The 16,078-nt window shown below is 67.8% G+C and carries 16 protein-coding genes; 13 read left to right on the top strand and 3 right to left on the bottom strand.

Annotated features, from left to right (window positions below; genetic code table 11):
* A partial coding sequence (locus A5736_RS06030) for an acyl-CoA dehydrogenase family protein (RefSeq protein WP_076245102.1) occupies positions 1 to 960 on the top strand: 960 nt, incomplete at its 5' end.
* On the opposite strand, the gene mntR is transcribed toward A5736_RS06030, so the two are convergent.
* Positions 957 to 1,664: a manganese-binding transcriptional regulator MntR gene (mntR, locus tag A5736_RS06025; RefSeq protein ID WP_076122006.1), complete on the bottom strand. Its 708-nt coding sequence runs from the start codon at positions 1,662 to 1,664 to the stop codon at positions 957 to 959. The genes A5736_RS06030 and mntR overlap by 4 nt on opposite strands.
* A gap of 71 nt (positions 1,665 to 1,735) precedes the next feature.
* Here mntR and A5736_RS06020 point away from each other — a divergent pair, with 71 nt between their 5' ends.
* The 5 genes from A5736_RS06020 (at position 1,736) to A5736_RS06000 (ending at position 8,013) form a co-directional block, all read left to right on the top strand.
* Positions 1,736 to 2,707 carry a bifunctional riboflavin kinase/FAD synthetase gene (locus tag A5736_RS06020; RefSeq protein ID WP_076122007.1) on the top strand — a complete coding sequence of 324 codons (972 nt, stop codon included), beginning with the start codon at positions 1,736 to 1,738 and terminating at the stop codon, positions 2,705 to 2,707.
* A 90-nt stretch (positions 2,708 to 2,797) separates the two neighbouring features.
* Positions 2,798 to 3,067 (top strand): 30S ribosomal protein S15, encoded by a 270-nt coding sequence (gene rpsO / locus A5736_RS06015; protein ID WP_076063605.1) that lies wholly within the window; start codon positions 2,798 to 2,800, stop codon positions 3,065 to 3,067.
* Between the two features lie 282 nt (positions 3,068 to 3,349).
* A complete protein-coding gene (locus tag A5736_RS06010; RefSeq protein ID WP_076122008.1) occupies positions 3,350 to 5,623 on the top strand; it encodes a polyribonucleotide nucleotidyltransferase in 2,274 nt (757 codons plus the stop codon).
* Positions 5,604 to 6,971 (top strand): pitrilysin family protein, encoded by a 1,368-nt coding sequence (locus A5736_RS06005; protein ID WP_076122009.1) that lies wholly within the window; start codon positions 5,604 to 5,606, stop codon positions 6,969 to 6,971. Before A5736_RS06010 ends, A5736_RS06005 begins: the two co-directional genes overlap by 20 nt.
* Positions 6,972 to 6,975: 4 nt before the next feature.
* Positions 6,976 to 8,013: a nitronate monooxygenase gene (locus A5736_RS06000; RefSeq protein ID WP_076245100.1), complete on the top strand. Its 1,038-nt coding sequence runs from the start codon at positions 6,976 to 6,978 to the stop codon at positions 8,011 to 8,013.
* A 1-nt stretch (position 8,014) separates the two neighbouring features.
* On the opposite strand, the gene ald is transcribed toward A5736_RS06000, so the two are convergent.
* Complete coding sequence (gene ald / locus A5736_RS05995) at positions 8,015 to 9,142, bottom strand: alanine dehydrogenase (RefSeq protein ID WP_076245098.1); 1,128 nt, start codon at positions 9,140 to 9,142, stop codon at positions 8,015 to 8,017.
* Between the two features lie 67 nt (positions 9,143 to 9,209).
* On the opposite strand from ald, the gene A5736_RS05990 reads away from it, so the two are divergent.
* The 6 genes from A5736_RS05990 (at position 9,210) to A5736_RS05965 (ending at position 15,618) form a co-directional block, all read left to right on the top strand.
* A complete protein-coding gene (locus tag A5736_RS05990; protein ID WP_083667197.1) occupies positions 9,210 to 9,737 on the top strand; it encodes an Lrp/AsnC family transcriptional regulator in 528 nt (175 codons plus the stop codon).
* Between the two features lie 16 nt (positions 9,738 to 9,753).
* Complete coding sequence (locus tag A5736_RS05985) at positions 9,754 to 10,239, top strand: SRPBCC family protein (RefSeq protein WP_076245095.1); 486 nt, start codon at positions 9,754 to 9,756, stop codon at positions 10,237 to 10,239.
* Positions 10,240 to 10,258: 19 nt separating this feature from the next.
* Positions 10,259 to 11,716, top strand: coding sequence for an NAD(P)/FAD-dependent oxidoreductase (locus A5736_RS05980; protein ID WP_076245093.1), 1,458 nt, complete (start codon positions 10,259 to 10,261; stop codon positions 11,714 to 11,716).
* A gap of 91 nt (positions 11,717 to 11,807) precedes the next feature.
* Positions 11,808 to 12,728 carry a metal-dependent hydrolase gene (locus A5736_RS05975; protein ID WP_076245092.1) on the top strand — a complete coding sequence of 307 codons (921 nt, stop codon included), beginning with the start codon at positions 11,808 to 11,810 and terminating at the stop codon, positions 12,726 to 12,728.
* Between the two features lie 3 nt (positions 12,729 to 12,731).
* Positions 12,732 to 14,507 carry an SDR family oxidoreductase gene (locus A5736_RS05970; RefSeq protein WP_076245090.1) on the top strand — a complete coding sequence of 592 codons (1,776 nt, stop codon included), beginning with the start codon at positions 12,732 to 12,734 and terminating at the stop codon, positions 14,505 to 14,507.
* Between the two features lie 28 nt (positions 14,508 to 14,535).
* On the top strand, positions 14,536 to 15,618 hold the full coding sequence (locus A5736_RS05965) for a PDR/VanB family oxidoreductase (RefSeq protein WP_076245088.1): 1,083 nt from the start codon (positions 14,536 to 14,538) through the stop codon (positions 15,616 to 15,618).
* Positions 15,619 to 15,623: 5 nt separating this feature from the next.
* On the opposite strand, the gene A5736_RS05960 is transcribed toward A5736_RS05965, so the two are convergent.
* Positions 15,624 to 15,851, bottom strand: a complete 228-nt coding sequence (locus A5736_RS05960; protein ID WP_076245087.1) for a GNAT family N-acetyltransferase — start codon at positions 15,849 to 15,851, stop codon at positions 15,624 to 15,626.
* Between A5736_RS05960 and A5736_RS05955 the strand changes: the two genes are divergently transcribed.
* The coding region (locus A5736_RS05955; RefSeq protein ID WP_076245085.1) for a GNAT family N-acetyltransferase at positions 15,832 to 16,078 on the top strand (247 nt) is incomplete at its 3' end. The genes A5736_RS05960 and A5736_RS05955 overlap by 20 nt on opposite strands.

The raw sequence follows: 16,078 nt of genomic DNA, 5'->3' as shown, positions 1-16,078 counted from the left end.
CGGGTCAGCATCGGATTGCTCTCCACCGCGTCGGTCAGCCTCGGCCTGGGCGCGGCGACCATCATGAGCCGCGGGACGCTGGCCCAAAAGGAACGCTGGCTGCCCGAGCTGATGACGCTGGAAAAGATCGCGGCGTGGGCCATCACGGAACCGGATTCGGGCTCGGACGCGTTCGGCGGGATGAAGACCTACGTCAGGCGGGACGGCGCGGACTACATCCTCAACGGGCAGAAGACGTTCATCACCAACGGGCCCTACGCCGACGTCCTGGTCGTGTACGCGAAGCTCGACGAGGGTGACGCCTCCCCGGATAGCAAGGTCGACAAGCGGAACCGCCCCGTGCTGGTCTTCGTGCTCGACTCGGGCATGCCGGGCCTGACGCAGGGCAAGCCGTTCAAGAAGATGGGCATGATGTCCTCGCCCACCGGCGAGCTGTTCTTCGACAACGTCCGCCTGAGCCCGGACCGGCTGCTCGGCGAGAGCGAACGGCACGACGACGGCGACGGCCGCGACAGCGCCCGGGCGAACTTCGCGGCCGAACGGATCGGCATCGCGATGATGGCGCTGGGCATCATCGACGAATGTCACCGCCTCTGCGTGGATTACGCGAAGAGCCGAACGCTGTGGGGCAAGAACATCGGGCAGTTCCAGCTGATCCAACTCAAGCTGGCCAAGATGGAAATCGCTCGAATGAACGTGCAGAACATGGTCTTTCAGATCGTCGAGCGCCAACAGGCCGGTAAACCGCTGACCCTGGCCGAGGCGTCGGCGATCAAACTGTACTCGTCGGAGGCGGCCACCGAGGTCGCGATGGAGGCCGTGCAGCTGTTCGGCGGCAACGGCTACATGGCCGAGTACCGGGTGGAGCAGCTGGCGCGCGACGCCAAGTCACTGATGATCTACGCCGGCAGCAACGAGGTTCAGGTCACCCACATCGCCAAGGGCCTGCTGACCGACTAAACCGGGGTCACCCAGATCGCCCTGGCCGCCGGGCTGCCCAGGTCGACGGTGGCCTCGGCGCCGTCGGCGGATTCGATCGCCACCGAGATCATGCCGGCGAATTCGCGGCGGGTCAGCACCCGCACCCGCGAGTCGAGATTGATCCCGACGCTGTCGAAATAGCGCAGCATCTCCGGGTCGGAGTCGGAGATGCGGGCCACCGTGCCGGTGTCGCCGTCGCCGCACGCCCAGAGCTGACGGGCCGGCGGCGTGGGCACCCGTCCGTCGGAGGCCGGGATCGGGTCGCCGTGCGGGTCGCGCTGCGGAAATCCCAGCTTGGCGTCGATGCGGGCCACCAACCGGTCCGACACCGCGTGTTCGAGCACCTCAGCCTCGTCGTGGACCTCGTCCCAGCCGTAGCCGAGCTCGTTGACCAGGAACGTCTCCAGCAGGCGGTGCCGGCGCACCATCTCCAGCGCCGCCCGCCGCCCCGCCTCTGTCAGGGTCACCGCGCCGTACTTCTCGTGGTCCACCAAGCCCTGCTCGGCGAGTTTGCGGATCGACTCCGACGCCGTGCTGGCGGAGACCCCGATCTTCTCGGCCAGCATCTTGGTGCTCACCTTCTGCGGGGCCCCCGCGGGGGACCACTCCTGGGCATTCCAGATGACCTTCAGATAGTCCTGGCCAACCGCGGTGAGACCGCCAGGCTCTTCGTCAGCCCTCACAACCGGAAGTTTAGGCAACCGTGCCTGATCTGGCGTGCTGTCCGGCCACCCGGCGCCGTAGGCTTGCGGTCGTGCAGCGGTGGCGGGGCCAGGACGAGATCCCCACGGACTGGGGCAGATGCGTGGTCACCATCGGCGTGTTCGATGGTGTGCACCGCGGCCATGCCGAACTCATCGCGCACGCGGTGAAGGCCGGCCGCACCCGCAACGTGCCGGCCGTGCTCATGACGTTCGACCCCCACCCGATGGAAGTGGTCTATCCCGGCAGCCATCCCGCCCAGCTGACGACGCTGACCCGCCGCGCCGAGCTCGTCGAGGAGTTGGGCATCGACGTCTTCCTGGTGATGCCGTTCACGAGCGACTTCATGAAGCTCACCCCGGAGCGCTACGTCCATGAGTTGCTGGTGGAGAACCTGCACGTGGTCGAAGTCGTGGTCGGGGAGAACTTCACGTTCGGCAAGAAGGCCGCCGGCACCGTCGACACCCTGCGCAAGGCCGGTGAGCGATTCGGCTTCGCGGTCGAGTCGATGTCGCTGCTCTCCGAGCACCACGACAGCGAGACCGTCACCTTTTCCTCCACCTACGTCCGGTCCTGCGTGGACGCGGGCGACATGGTGGCGGCTACCGAGGCGCTGGGCCGCCCGCATCGCGTCGAGGGCGTCGTGGTCCGGGGCCACGGACGTGGCGCCGAGCTGGGCTTTCCCACCGCGAACGTGGCGCCCCCGATGTACTCGGCCATCCCCGCCGACGGCGTGTACGCCGCCTGGTTCACCGTGCTTGGCCCCGGACCGATGACCGGCACCGTCGTCCCGGGCGAGCGCTACCAGGCCGCGGTGTCCGTCGGCACCAACCCGACCTTCTCCGGACGCACCCGCACCGTGGAGGCGTTCGTCCTGGACACCACCGCCGACCTGTACGGGCAGTATGTGGCCCTGGACTTCGTCGCACGCATCCGCCCACAGCACAAGTTCGACTCGGTGGCCGACCTCGTCGCCGCGATGGGCCAGGACACCGAGCGGGCGCGCGCCCTGCTCACGGGCTGATAAACTGCCGGACGACATCGGCGCGTGCTGCGGTTCGCGGTGGCCGCGCTCGAGAATCCATGATCGCGGACCAATTGATGGAGTTACTTCGTGGCGCTTACTGCCGAGCAGAAAAAAGAAATTCTCAGCCAGTACGGCTTGCATGACACCGACACCGGATCCCCCGAGGCGCAGATCGCGCTGCTGACCAAGCGGATCGCGGACCTGACCGAGCACCTCAAGGTGCACAAGCATGACCACCACTCGCGGCGGGGATTGCTGCTGCTGGTCGGGCGCCGGCGCCGGCTGATCAAGTACATCTCCCAGATCGACGTCGAGCGGTATCGCTCGCTGATCGAGCGGCTCGGGCTGCGCCGCTGACCCCCGTGTAGAGTGGGAGCGTTCTGGGCCGATTCGGCCTGGGCAAACGGTGCGGTTCGCGCAGATCCGCGTGTGCCGTTCCAGCGTGTTAGTACGCATGTCACAAGGGAGCAGCCCGGTCTGTATCGGGCGGTCTTCGGTAGTGGCTGCCGGGCTCCCCGGATCTGGGGTAGGTCGGCCGCTTCGATCGATGGCCGTAGCCGCATTCAGACTTTGGCTCTCCGGGTGATGCGTGGGCGCGCGAAATAGCTGAATACCCAGAGAGGCCGTACGGACAACGTTATGTCTGTAGCTGAAATTGAACAGGGCGTCTTCGAGGCGACCGCCACCATCGACAACGGGAGCTTCGGCACCCGCACCGTCCGTTTCGAGACCGGCAGGTTGGCCCAGCAGGCCGCCGGTGCCGTCGTCGCGTACCTGGACGACGAAAACATGCTGCTGTCGGCGACCACCGCCAGCAAGTCTCCCAAGGAGCATTTCGACTTCTTCCCGCTGACGGTCGACGTCGAGGAGCGGATGTATGCCGCGGGGCGTATCCCCGGCTCGTTCTTCCGCCGTGAGGGCAGGCCCTCCACCGACGCGATCCTGACCTGCCGGCTCATCGACCGCCCGCTGCGCCCGTCGTTCGTCAACGGGCTGCGCAACGAGATCCAGGTCGTCGTGACGATCCTGAGCCTGGACCCCAACGACCTGTACGACGTGCTGGCTATCAACGCCGCGTCCGCCTCCACCCAGCTGAGCGGTCTGCCGTTCTCCGGCCCCATCGGGGGCGTGCGGGTGGCGCTGATCGACGGCACCTGGGTCGCCTTCCCCACGGTCGAGCAGCTCGAGCGGGCCGTCTTCGACATGGTGGTGGCGGGCCGCAAGGTCGAAGGTGACGTCGCGATCATGATGGTCGAGGCCGAAGCCACCGAAAAGGTCATCGAGCTCGTCGAGGGCGGCGCCCAGGCGCCGACGGAAACCGTTGTGGCGCAAGGCCTCGAGGCCGCCAAGCCGTTCATCGCCGCGCTGTGCACCGCGCAGGAGGAACTGGCCGGCGCCGCCGCCAAGCCCGTCGCTGAGTACCCGACGTTCCCGGATTACCAGGACGACGTGTACTACTCGGTGGCCTCGGTGGCCACCGACGAGCTGGCCAAGGCGCTGACCATCGGCGGCAAGGCCGAGCGCGACGCGCGCACCGACGAGCTCAAGGCCGAGGTGCTGGCTCGTCTCGCCGAGACCTACGAGGGCCGCGAGAAGGAGGTCAGCGCCGCTTTCCGCTCGCTGACCAAGAAGCTGGTGCGACAGCGCATCCTCACCGACCACTTCCGCATCGACGGCCGGGGCATCACCGACATCCGCGCGCTCTCGGCCGAGGTCGCAGTCGTTCCCCGCGCGCACGGCAGCGCGCTGTTCGAGCGCGGCGAAACCCAGATCCTGGGGGTGACCACGCTGGACATGGTCAAGATGGCCCAGCAGATCGACTCGCTGGGACCCGAGACGTCCAAGCGCTACATGCACCACTACAACTTCCCGCCGTTCTCCACCGGCGAGACCGGCCGCGTCGGCTCGCCCAAGCGGCGCGAGATCGGGCACGGCGCGCTGGCCGAGCGGGCTTTGATCCCGGTGCTGCCCGGCGTCGAGGAATTCCCGTACGCCATCCGCCAGGTGTCCGAGGCGTTGGGCTCCAACGGCTCGACCTCGATGGGATCGGTCTGCGCCTCCACCCTGGCGCTGCTCAACGCCGGCGTGCCGCTCAAGGCGCCGGTGGCCGGCATCGCGATGGGGCTGGTCTCCGACGACGTCGAGGTGGACGGCAAGACCGAGCGCCGCTTCGTCACCCTGACCGACATCCTCGGGGCGGAAGACGCATTCGGCGACATGGACTTCAAGTGCGCCGGCACCAAGGACTTCGTCACCGCGCTGCAGCTGGACACCAAGCTCGATGGGATCCCGTCGCAGGTGCTCGCGGGTGCGCTGGCGCAGGCCAAGGACGCCCGGCTCACCATCCTCGAGGTGATGGCCGAGGCCATCGACGCCCCCGACGAGATGAGCCCGTATGCGCCGCGGGTGACCACCATCAAGGTCCCGGTCGACAAGATCGGTGAGGTCATCGGCCCCAAGGGCAAGGTCATCAACGCCATCACCGAGGAGACCGGCGCGCAGATCTCCATCGAGGACGACGGCACCGTGTTCGTCGGCGCCACCGACGGGCCCTCGGCGCAGGCCGCGATCGACAAGATCAACGCCATCGCAAACCCGCAGCTGCCGACGGTTGGGGAGCGATTCCTCGGAACCGTCGTCAAGACAACGGATTTCGGTGCATTCGTGTCGCTGCTGCCCGGACGCGACGGTCTGGTGCACATCTCCAAGCTCGGCAAGGGCAAACGGATCGCGAAGGTCGAGGACGTCGTCAACGTCGGCGACAAGCTGCGGGTCGAGATCGCCGATATCGACAAGCGCGGCAAGATCTCGCTGGTCCTGGTGGCGGAAGACGCGGCTGAAGAAAGCGCAGCACCCGCCGATGCCGGAGCTCCTCAGGAGACCGCGCCAGCCGATGCCGCCAGTTCCGTCTAGAAGGCCAGCAGCTGACCCTGCGGGCGCGTTGCGCCGGGGTAGCCACTACGTCGAGGCGACGAGCTCCGGGCTGCGCCGCACCACGCTGCCGGGCGGCTTGCGGGTGGTCACCGAATACCTGCCCGCGGTGCGTTCTGCGTCGGTCGGGGTCTGGGTGGGCGTCGGGTCGCGCGACGAGGGCGCCAGCGTGGCCGGGGCGGCGCACTTCCTGGAGCATCTGCTGTTCAAGTCGACCCCGACCCGCAACGCCGTCGACATCGCGCAGGCGATGGACGCGGTCGGCGGGGAGCTGAACGCCTTCACCGCCAAGGAGCACACCTGCTACTACGCGCACGTGCTCGACAGCGATCTGGAGCTGGCCGTCGACCTCGTCGCCGACGTGGTGCTCAACGGCCGCTGCGCCGCCGACGACGTCGAGCTGGAACGCGACGTCGTCCTCGAGGAGATCGCGATGCGCGACGACGACCCCGAGGACGCGCTGGGCGACATGTTCCTGGCCTCGCTGTTCGGCGATCACCCGGTGGGCCGGCCGGTCATCGGCACCGCGCGATCGGTGTCGGCGATGACGCGCGCCCAGCTGCACTCGTTCCATCTGCGGCGCTACACGCCGGAACGCATGGTCGTCGCGGTGGCCGGCAACGTGGACCACGACGAGGTGGTCGCGCTGGTGCGCGAGCACTTCGGGCCTCGATTGGTCCGCGGTCGTCACCCCGTTGCGCCCCGAAAGGGCTCGGGACGGGTGAACGGTGGCGGCGGCGGGTTGGTGCTGGGACGACGCGACGCCGAGCAGACCCACGTGTCCCTGGGCGTGCGCACACCCGGGCGCGGTTGGGAGCACCGCTGGGCGCTCTCGGTGCTGCACACCGCCCTGGGCGGCGGGCTGAGTTCGCGGCTCTTCCAAGAGGTTCGAGAGTTGCGCGGGCTGGCCTACTCCGTGTACTCGGCGCTGGACATCTTCGCCGACAGTGGTGCGCTCTCGGTGTACGCCGCGTGTTTGCCCGAGCGTTTCGCCGACGTCATGCGAGTGACATCCGCGGTGCTCGAATCGGTGGCGCGCGACGGCATCACCGAAGCGGAATGCCGGATCGCCAAGGGCTCGTTGCGGGGCGGGATCGTGCTGGGCCTGGAGGATTCCAGCTCCAGGATGAGCCGCATCGGCCGCAGCGAACTGAACTACGGCAAGCACCGCAGCATCGAACACACCCTGCGGCAAATCGACGAAGTGACCGTCGAGGAGGTCAACGCGGTGGCGCACCGGCTGCTGCGCAAGCGCTATGGCGCCGCGGTTTTGGGGCCGTATGCCTCGAAACGATCGCTGCCCCAACAACTTCGGGCGATGGTAAATTAGCCCGATGGTACTGGTCGGCCAGCGGGTACTGGGCTTCTGGGACATCATGGTGCCCATCGTCGGCGCGCCGATGGCCGGAGGCCCGGGCACCCCGGCGTTAGCTGCGGCGGTGACCAACGCGGGCGGACTCGGTTTCATACCCGGCGGGTACCTCAGCGCGGAGCAGTTCGCCGACGACATCGGCAAGGCGCGCGCCGCCACCACCGGCCCGCTCGGCGTCAACTTGTTTGTGCCCCAACCCAGCGTCGCCGACTGGGTCCAGCTCGAGTACTACGCGGATGAACTTGACGAGATCGCCGACAGTTACAACGTCGAGGTGGGTTACCCCCACTCAGGCGACGACGACGACTGGGAGCGCAAGCTCGAGGTGGTGGCCGATCTACGCCCGGAACTGGTGTCGTTCACGTTCGGTGTGCCGTCGCCGGATGTCATTCGCCGGCTCGGCGCGTTGGGGTTATTGGTCATGGTCACGGTGACGTCGGCCTACGAGGCGGGCATCGCCCTCGCCGCGGGCGCCGACAGCCTGGTGGTCCAGGGCCCGGACGCCGGCGGGCACCGCGGCACCTTCGCACCGGACATGGAGCCCAATACCGAGTCGCTGCACGACCTGCTCGCCCGGATCCGCAAGGCACACGACGTCCCGCTCATCGCGGCGGGCGGGCTGGGCACCGCCGAGGACGTCGCCGCGGTCCTGGACAGGGGAGCGGTGGCCGCGCAGGTGGGCACCGCCCTGCTACTCAGCGACGAAGCCGGCACCCATGCCGCACACCGCTCTGCCCTGAAGCATCCGCTCTTCACCGCCACCATCGTCACGCGCGCCTTCTCCGGCCGGTATGCGCGAAGCTTGGAGAATCAGTTCATCCGGCTGCTCGATCGTGTTGCGCCACTGGGTTATCCGGAGGTCAACCACATGACGGCGCCGATCCGGGCGGCGGCGGCCGAACGCGGGGACCCGAACGGGATGAACCTGTGGGCCGGAACCGGGTTCAAGGACGCCCAGCCCGGGCCCGCGGCGGACATCATCGCCGGGCTCGTGGAGTAGGTTAGCCCAACACGCTCGCCGGTTCGGTGAACGCCAAATCCAGGTCGGCGGCCACCCGCTCGGACAGCAGCGCGCCGTCATGCGTCGAAAGCCCTTTGGCCAGAGCCGGATCCGAGCGGCATGCCGACCGCCAGCCCTGGTCGGCGAGCTTGAGCACATACGGCATCGTCGCGTTGGTGAGCGCGAAGGTCGAGGACTTCGGTACCGCGCTGGGCATGTTCGCCACACAGTAGAACAGCGTGTCGTGCACGGCGAACGTCGGGCAATCATGGGTGGTCGGCCGGGAGTCCTCGAAGCAGCCGCCCTGGTCGATCGCGATGTCTACCAATACGGAGCCCGGCTTCATATGTGCGACAAGTGAATTCGAGATCAGCGTGGGCGCTTTGCCACCTGGCACCAGGACGGCGCCGATCACCAGGTCGGCCGCTTTGACCGCGCCTTCGAGCTCATAGGCCGATGAGTAGCGGGTGCGGACCGCGATGCCGAACTCCGCGTCGAGCCGGCGAAGCCTATCGATGTTGATGTCGAAGACCGTGACGGCCGCGCCCATGCCGCTGGCCACCCGGGCGGCGTTGTAACCCGCGGTGCCGCCGCCGATCACCACGACGTCGGCCGGTTCGACGCCCGGCACCCCGCCCATCAGCACGCCTCGATGATGGGGAGCGCCGCCGTGGGTCCGCATCAGGTGATACGCCCCGACCTGCGCTGAAAGCCGGCCCGCCACTTCGCTCATCGGCGCCAGCAGCGGCAGCGCGCCGTCGGCGGATTGGACGGTCTCATACGCGATCGACGTGGTGCCGGACGACAGCAACGCCTCGGTGCAGGCGCGCGACGCGGCCAAATGCAAAAACGTGAACAGAGTCTGGCCGCGCCGCAGGCTGCCGTACTCGTCCGGCAGCGGTTCCTTGACCTTCAGCAGCAGGTCCGCGTCGGACCACACTTGCTCGGCGGTGGTGATCGCCTGGGCGCCCGCCGCCTTGAAATCCGCGTCGGAGATCGCCGAGCCCTCGCCGGCGCCCGCCTGCACGAGCACCTCGTGGCCGCGGCGAGTCAGTTCGACCACGCCGGACGGGGTGAGGGCCACCCTGAATTCGTTGTTCTTGGTCTCGGTCACCACCCCGACGCGCATGACTCAAGTGTGAAGAAAGTTCGGAGGGCCTTCAAACATGCTGATGATAATTCTGTAAAGTACAGATATGGTCGACAATGCGGCGAAACCAGCGCCTGCGCCGGACGATTCGCCGAAGGATGTTCGGACTGTTGGTCGGCCTGTTGATCTTGATGGCGTGGACCGCAGGATCCTGGGTTTGCTGCACGCCGATGCGCGTATCACCAACAACGCGCTCGCCGACGCGGTGGGGATCGCGCCGTCGACGTGCCACGGCCGGGTGCGCCGGTTGGTGGACCTCGGCGTCATCCGGGGTTTCTACACCGACATCGACCCGGTCGCGGTGGGAATGCCCCTGCAGGCGATGATCTCCGTCAGCCTGCAGTCCAACGCGCGCGGCAAGATCCGCAGCTTCATCGCGCAGATCCGCCGCCGGCGGCAGGTGATGGATGTCTATTTCCTGGCCGGCGCAGACGATTTCCTGTTGCACGTCGCGGCCCGCGACACCGAGGACCTGCGCTCGTTCGTGGTCGAAAACCTCAACGCCGACGCCGACGTCGCCGGCACCCAGACGTCGCTGATCTTCGAACATCTCCGTGGGGCGGCGCCCATCTAGGGCTTATGATCCACGAATGAGTGAGCCCTGCGTGTCGGCCAGCGTTCAGATCGACGCCCGCCCCGACCTGGTCTACGGGCTCATCACCGACCTGCCGACGCTGGCGTCGCTCGCCGAGGAGGCGGTGGCGATGGAATGGCTCAAGGGTGATGCCGTCCGACCCGGTGCGGTGTTCGTCGGACACAACCAAAACGGCGGCAAGCGGTGGAGCACGAAGTGCACAGTCACCGACGCCGAGCCGGGCCGCACCTTCGCATTCGACGTGCGACACACCATCTTCCCGATCGCGCGTTGGCAATACGACATCACCGACCTGGCGGCGCTTGATTTGGGCGCGTCGGGCGGCGGGTGCCGGGTCACCGAAAGCACCTGGGACCGCAGGCCCGGCTGGTTTGCCAAGCTCGCGGGCAGGGCCACCGGCGTGACCGACCGGGTGGCCGCCAACACCAAGCACATCGAGCTCACCCTGCAGCGCCTCAAGCAGCGCGCCGAGGGCGGGTAACTCCAGGGCGGTGGCACCGATGACGAGACGCGATCCCGCCGTAGCCGTCGTCGGAGCGGGCATGTCCGGCTTGTGCGTCGCAATTGCGTTGCTGCGCAGCGGGATTACCGATGTCACCATCTACGAGAAGGCCGACGAGGTAGGCGGCACCTGGCGCGAGAACACCTATCCCGGCCTGGTCTGCGACATACCCTCGCGGGTCTATCAGTACTCGTTCGCCCGCAAACCCGATTGGTCGCACCTGTTCTCGCCGGGCGGCGAAATCCAGTCCTATTTCTGTGGCATCGCCGATCGCTTCGGGTTGCGGGACCGCATCCGGTTCGGGACCGAAGTCACCCATGCTCGGTTCGAGGACGGCCGCTGGGTGCTTCGCACGCGCTCTGGATCAGGCCCTGGAGACGAGTCCCGGGTGGACTTCCTGATCTCGGCCACCGGCGTGCTGCATCACCCCCGGATGCCGTCGATCCCCGGCCTGGACGACTTCGGCGGCCACCTCTTCCATTCGGCGCGCTGGGATCACGACGTCGAGTTGCGGGGGCGCCGAATCGCGGTGGTGGGCAACGGATCCACCGGCGTCCAGCTCGTCTGCGGCCTGGCCGGCGTCGCCGGTCACGTCACGATGTTCCAGCGCACCGCGCAATGGGTGCTGCGGCTGGCCAATCCCCGCTATAGCAGGTTCACGGCCATTACCCGGCGCAAGATCCCGTGGCTCGACGAGTTGGCGTACCGCGGGTACAGCCGCGCATACGACTTCTTCTCGGTGGGGCTGGTCAAGCCGGGCTTGCGGCGAAAGATCATGGCGGCGCTGTGCCGCGCCAGCCTCTGGGAGGTGCGCGATCCCGAACTGCGTCGGGCTCTGACTCCGGACTACACGCCGGCGTGCAAACGGCTGGTGATGTCGAACGGCTTCTACCGGGCGATACAGCGCGACGACGTCGAACTGGTCACCGCCGGCATCGACCACGTGGAGCCGCGGGGCATCGTCACCGACGACGGCGTGCTGCACGAGACCGACATCATCGTGTTCGCCACCGGGTTCGACACGCACGCGTTCTTCCGGCCGATGGAGCTGATCGGCCGGGACGGCATTCGCGCCAACGACGTCTGGCGCGACGGTCCGAGGGCCTACCAAACGGTCGCCCTGTCGGGCTTTCCCAACTTCTTCATGATGCTTGGGCCGCACAGCCCGGTGGGAAACCTGGCGCTCACCACGGTGGCCGAATCACAGTCCGACCACATCCTGGGCTGGATCGAGCGTTGGCGCCGCGGCGAATTCGACACGATCGAGCCGACGGCCTCGGCAACCGAGCGTTTCAACGCGAAGCTGCGTGCCGCGATGCCGGACACCGTATGGACCACCGGCTGTAACAGCTGGTACCTCAACAAAGACGGGGTGCCCGAGGTGTGGCCGCTCACCCCGGCCGAACACCGGTCCATGCTGGCCAACCCCGATCCCAGCCAGTACGAGCTGGCCTAAATCCGTCGGGAATCCCTCGGAAATCCCTGGGGCGCAAAACCCGGTACCGGCGGTTTCGCATATCTGGGCCGAGTCACTATACTTGCCCGTGATGTTCACCGTCGACGACCAGGCCGCCGGGCCCCACTATGGCCGGTCCGGGACGTCGCTGGACCACGAGCGCCTCGTTCTCGAAGCTCGCGACGTCGAGTTCGACTGGGCGAAGCTGCCGCTTCACTACGTGCCCGGCGAGCCGTTTGCCACCCACGTCCTCGACGTGTTGCACCTGCTGCTGCCGGCGGGCGAGGAGTTTTTCGTCGACGTCTTCAAGAGGACGTTGCCGTTGATCAAAGACGATCAGCTGCGGCTGGATGTGCAGGGGTTCATCGGTCAGGAGGCCGTGCATTCCCAGGCGCACTCGGGGGTGCTCGACCACTTCGCCGCCCGGGGCGTCGACGTGACGCCCTACACCGACCAGATCGGCTGGCTGTTCGGAAAACTGCTGGGCGAACGGCCGCGGTGGAGCCCGCGGCGACAGCGCAGCTGGCTGCTGGAGCAGGTCTCCCTAGTCGCGGCGATCGAGCACTACACCGCGATTCTGGGTGAGTGGATTCTGAACGCCCCGGCGCACGATGCCATCGGCACCGACCCGACCATGCTGGACATGCTGCGGTGGCACGGCGCCGAAGAGGTCGAGCACAAGGCGGTGGCCTTCGACACCATGAAGCACTTGCGGGCCGGATACTGGCGGCAGGTGCGCGCCCAGCTGGTGGTGACGCCGGCGATGCTGTGGCTGTGGATTCGCGGGGTGCGGTTCATGTACTCGGTGGACCCGCAGCTGCCGCCCGGCACCAAACCGCGTTGGCGGGACTACTTCAGGGCGGCCCGGCGCGGCCTCGTTCCAGGGCCCATGCGATTCATCCGGGTCGTCGCCGACTACTACCGGCCGGGGTTCCATCCGTCACAGCTGGGCGGGCTGGGGCTCGCGGTCGACTATCTAGCCCTCTCGCCCGCCGCCCGCGCCTCGCACTGATTTATGAGCACCACGTCCCGCATCACCGCGTCCGATGGCGTCGAGCTGGCGGTACACGCCTACACCGAGATCGACCCGGCGCGCCCGACCATCCTGGCCATCCACGGCTATCCCGACAACCACCACGTGTGGGATCCGGTGGCCGAGGAGTTCGGCGCGCGCTACCCGGGCCGCTACAACGTCGTGGCCTACGACGTGCGCGGAGCCGGCGAATCATCCCGTCCGGCAAGACGATCCGGATACGCCTTCGGGCAACTGGTGTCCGATATCGGCGCGGTGATCGACAGCCTGGGGGTGCAGCAGGTCCACCTGCTGGCCCACGACTGGGGCTCGATCCAGGCCTGGTCCGCCGTCACGGATGATGCGGTGATGGGCGACTCGGTGATGGGCAGGGTCGCCTCGTTCACGTCGATCTCAGGGCCGCATCTGCGATACGCGGGCGCCTTCCTGCGGTCCGGGCGCACGCCTCGGACGGTGGCCCAGGTGGCCAGGCAATTGGTGTCGTCGGGGTACATCGGTTTCTTCCTGTGTCCGGTTGTGCCGGAGTTGGCGTTTCGCTCGCGTCTGGGCGTGAAAGTCGTTGAAGCTCTGGAACGTATCGGCCGGTCGAGCACGCGAACCCAACACCACAAGGCGCCGCGTTCTGTTGCCGACTATGTCAATGGGCTCAACCTGTACCGGGAGAACATGCCCGCGCCGTTCTTGTCGCCGGGGCCGGAGCTGCCGAAGACGACCGTCGCGGTCCAGGTGCTGGTGCCGCGCCGGGACATCTTTGTGACGCCGGCCCTGCAGCGGTTCACCGGCGCGATACCCGATGGCGGCCGGGTGGTTTCGATCGAGGGTGGGCACTGGGTGGTGACCTCGCGCCCCGAGGTCATCGCGCGGCTGACCGCCGAATGGGTCGACCAGACTAGCAGCGGCGCGCCCGCCGGGCTGGGTGTGCGTGGCGGTCCGCGCGAGGTGCAAGGCAAGCTCGCCCTTGTCACCGGGGCGGGCGCCGGCATCGGCAAAGCCACCGCGGTGGAGCTGGCCCGGCACGGCGCCCGCAAGGTGGTGATCGTCGATCGCGACCTCGCCGCGGCCCGTGAAACCGCGGACGCCGTTCGCGCGGCCTGCGCCGAGGCCGCGGTGTACCAGGCCGACGTCAGCGACGAATCCGCGATGAATAACCTTGCCGCACAAGTCCTCAACGAGCACGGCGTCGTCGACATCCTGGTGAACAACGCCGGCGTTGGAATGGCCGGCCGGTTCCTGGAGACGACGTCGGCGAACTGGGACGACATCATCGGCGTCAACGTCCGCGGTGTCATCTCCGGCAGCAGGGCGTTCGGCGCCCAGATGGTCGAGCGGGGCGAGGGCGGAACGATCATCAACGTGGCGTCGGCGGCGGCGTTCCTGCCGTCGAAATCCATGGTCGCCTACAGCACGACCAAGGCGGCGGTGCTGGCGTTCAGCGAATCGCTTCGGGCCGACCTCGCCGACGAGGGGATCACGGTGACGGCGGTGTGTCCGGGGTTCGTCAATACCAACATCGCCAAAAGCACCATCTACGCGGGCATGTCGGCCGAACAGCAGGCGCGCGCCCGGGACAAGGCCGACGCCGCCTACCGGCGGCGCAACTACACGCCGGAAGCCACCGCCCGGGCGATCGTCAAGGCCATCGAGCGCGGCCCGGCCGTGTTGCCGATCGCCGTCGAGTCCAGGATCGGCTACGCGATGCGCCGCATCAGTCCGTCGATGATCCGGCTGTTCGCGCGTTTTGACCTGCGGCAGAAATAGGGCGAGAAAGAGGACCAGCGCTAGGGATTTGACTGTGCCGGAAAGTATTTGGGGATCTAGGCCCGCCGACCTCTATGGCCGCCGCGATCGCGATCGGCTGGGCACGGTGCTGTGGGGGATTCGCACGGTGATCGGCGGATTCGCCTCGGTCTCGCGATGGGAGCCGTCGCGGGTCAAGCCGGTGCGGCGGACGCAGGCCGCGGTGGTCACCGAACGCGAACTCGTCGCGCCCGACGTCGTGGCATTGACGCTGGCCGATCCCGACGGCGGATTGCTGCCGTCCTGGACGCCGGGCGGGCACATCGACGTCCAGTTGCCGTCGGGCCGCCGCCGGCAGTACTCGCTGTGCGGTCCGCCCGGGCGGCGCACCGACTACCGGATCGCCATCCGCCGGATCGCCGACGGCGGCGGCGGTTCGATGGAGATGCACGAGGCGTACGACGTGGGTGACACGTTGGTGTTCGAAGGACCGCGTAACGCGTTCTATCTGGGCGCGGCCGAGCGCGACGTGCTGTTCGTGATCGGCGGCATCGGGGTGACACCCATCTTGCCGATGCTGCGGGTCGCCCAGCAGCGCGGAATCGACTGGCGCGCAGTCTATGCCGGCAGCAGCCGCGACTACATGCCGTTCCTGGACGAGGTGGTCGCGGTGGCGCCCGAGCGGGTCACCGTGTGGGCCGACGACGAGCACGGCCGGGTGGCCGGCGTGGACGACCTACTGGCCGGCGCCGGGCCGACGACGGCGGTGTACGTGTGCGGACCCACCGGCATGCTGGAAGCGGTGCGGGTGGCCCGCAACGAACATGCCGATGCGCCACTGCATTACGAGCGGTTCAGCCCGCCGCCGGTGATCGACGGCGTGCCCTTCGAGCTCGAGCTCGCGCGCTCCAACCGGGTGCTGCGCGTGCCGGCTAACCGGTCCGCGCTGGACGTGATGCTCGACAACGATCCGACGACCGCCTACTCCTGCCAACAGGGTTTCTGTGGGACCTGCAAGGTCAAAGTCCTTGCCGGACAAGTCGATCACCGCGGCCGAACCGCGGTCGGCGACGACGAGATGGTGGTCTGCGTGTCGCGGGCAAAGGGCGATCGTCTGGTCATCGACGCCTGACAGCCTCAGTCTTGTGCCCGTGATCGATACAGCCGGTAGCCCACATGCGGCACGGGCACGTCGGGCAGCGGCTTCCAAATCAGGGTGCGGCCGTCGAGGCGGAAGTTTCTCTTCTCGTAGAATTCGCGTGCCTTGCAGTTCCTTTCGGCGCACCACAAGATCACGTCGCCGGAGGGGTTGGCGCGCACGGCCGTGTCGAGGAGGCGGGTGCCGATGCCGCGGCGCTGGGCCACCGAGACTTACCCGCAAGACCTCAGTCGGCCCGGCTGGTCCATGTGGATCGCCGCGGCCGACGGCAAGACAATCGGCGTGACCATCTTCGGACCCGACGAGGCCAATCCCGAAGACCTGCAAATCGACGCGCTCTACACCGCGGAGGAAAGCCAGCGCCGCGGCATCGGCACCCGCCTCCTCGACACGGCCGTGCGCGCCAACCCCTGCGGGGAGGCGATCTTGTCGT

Source organism: Mycobacterium sp. SP-6446, assembly GCF_001954045.1.
GTDB lineage: Bacteria > Actinomycetota > Actinomycetes > Mycobacteriales > Mycobacteriaceae > Mycobacterium.
The sequence above is the reverse complement of the archived record's forward strand: the minus strand, read 5'-3'. Positions and strand labels throughout refer to the sequence as shown.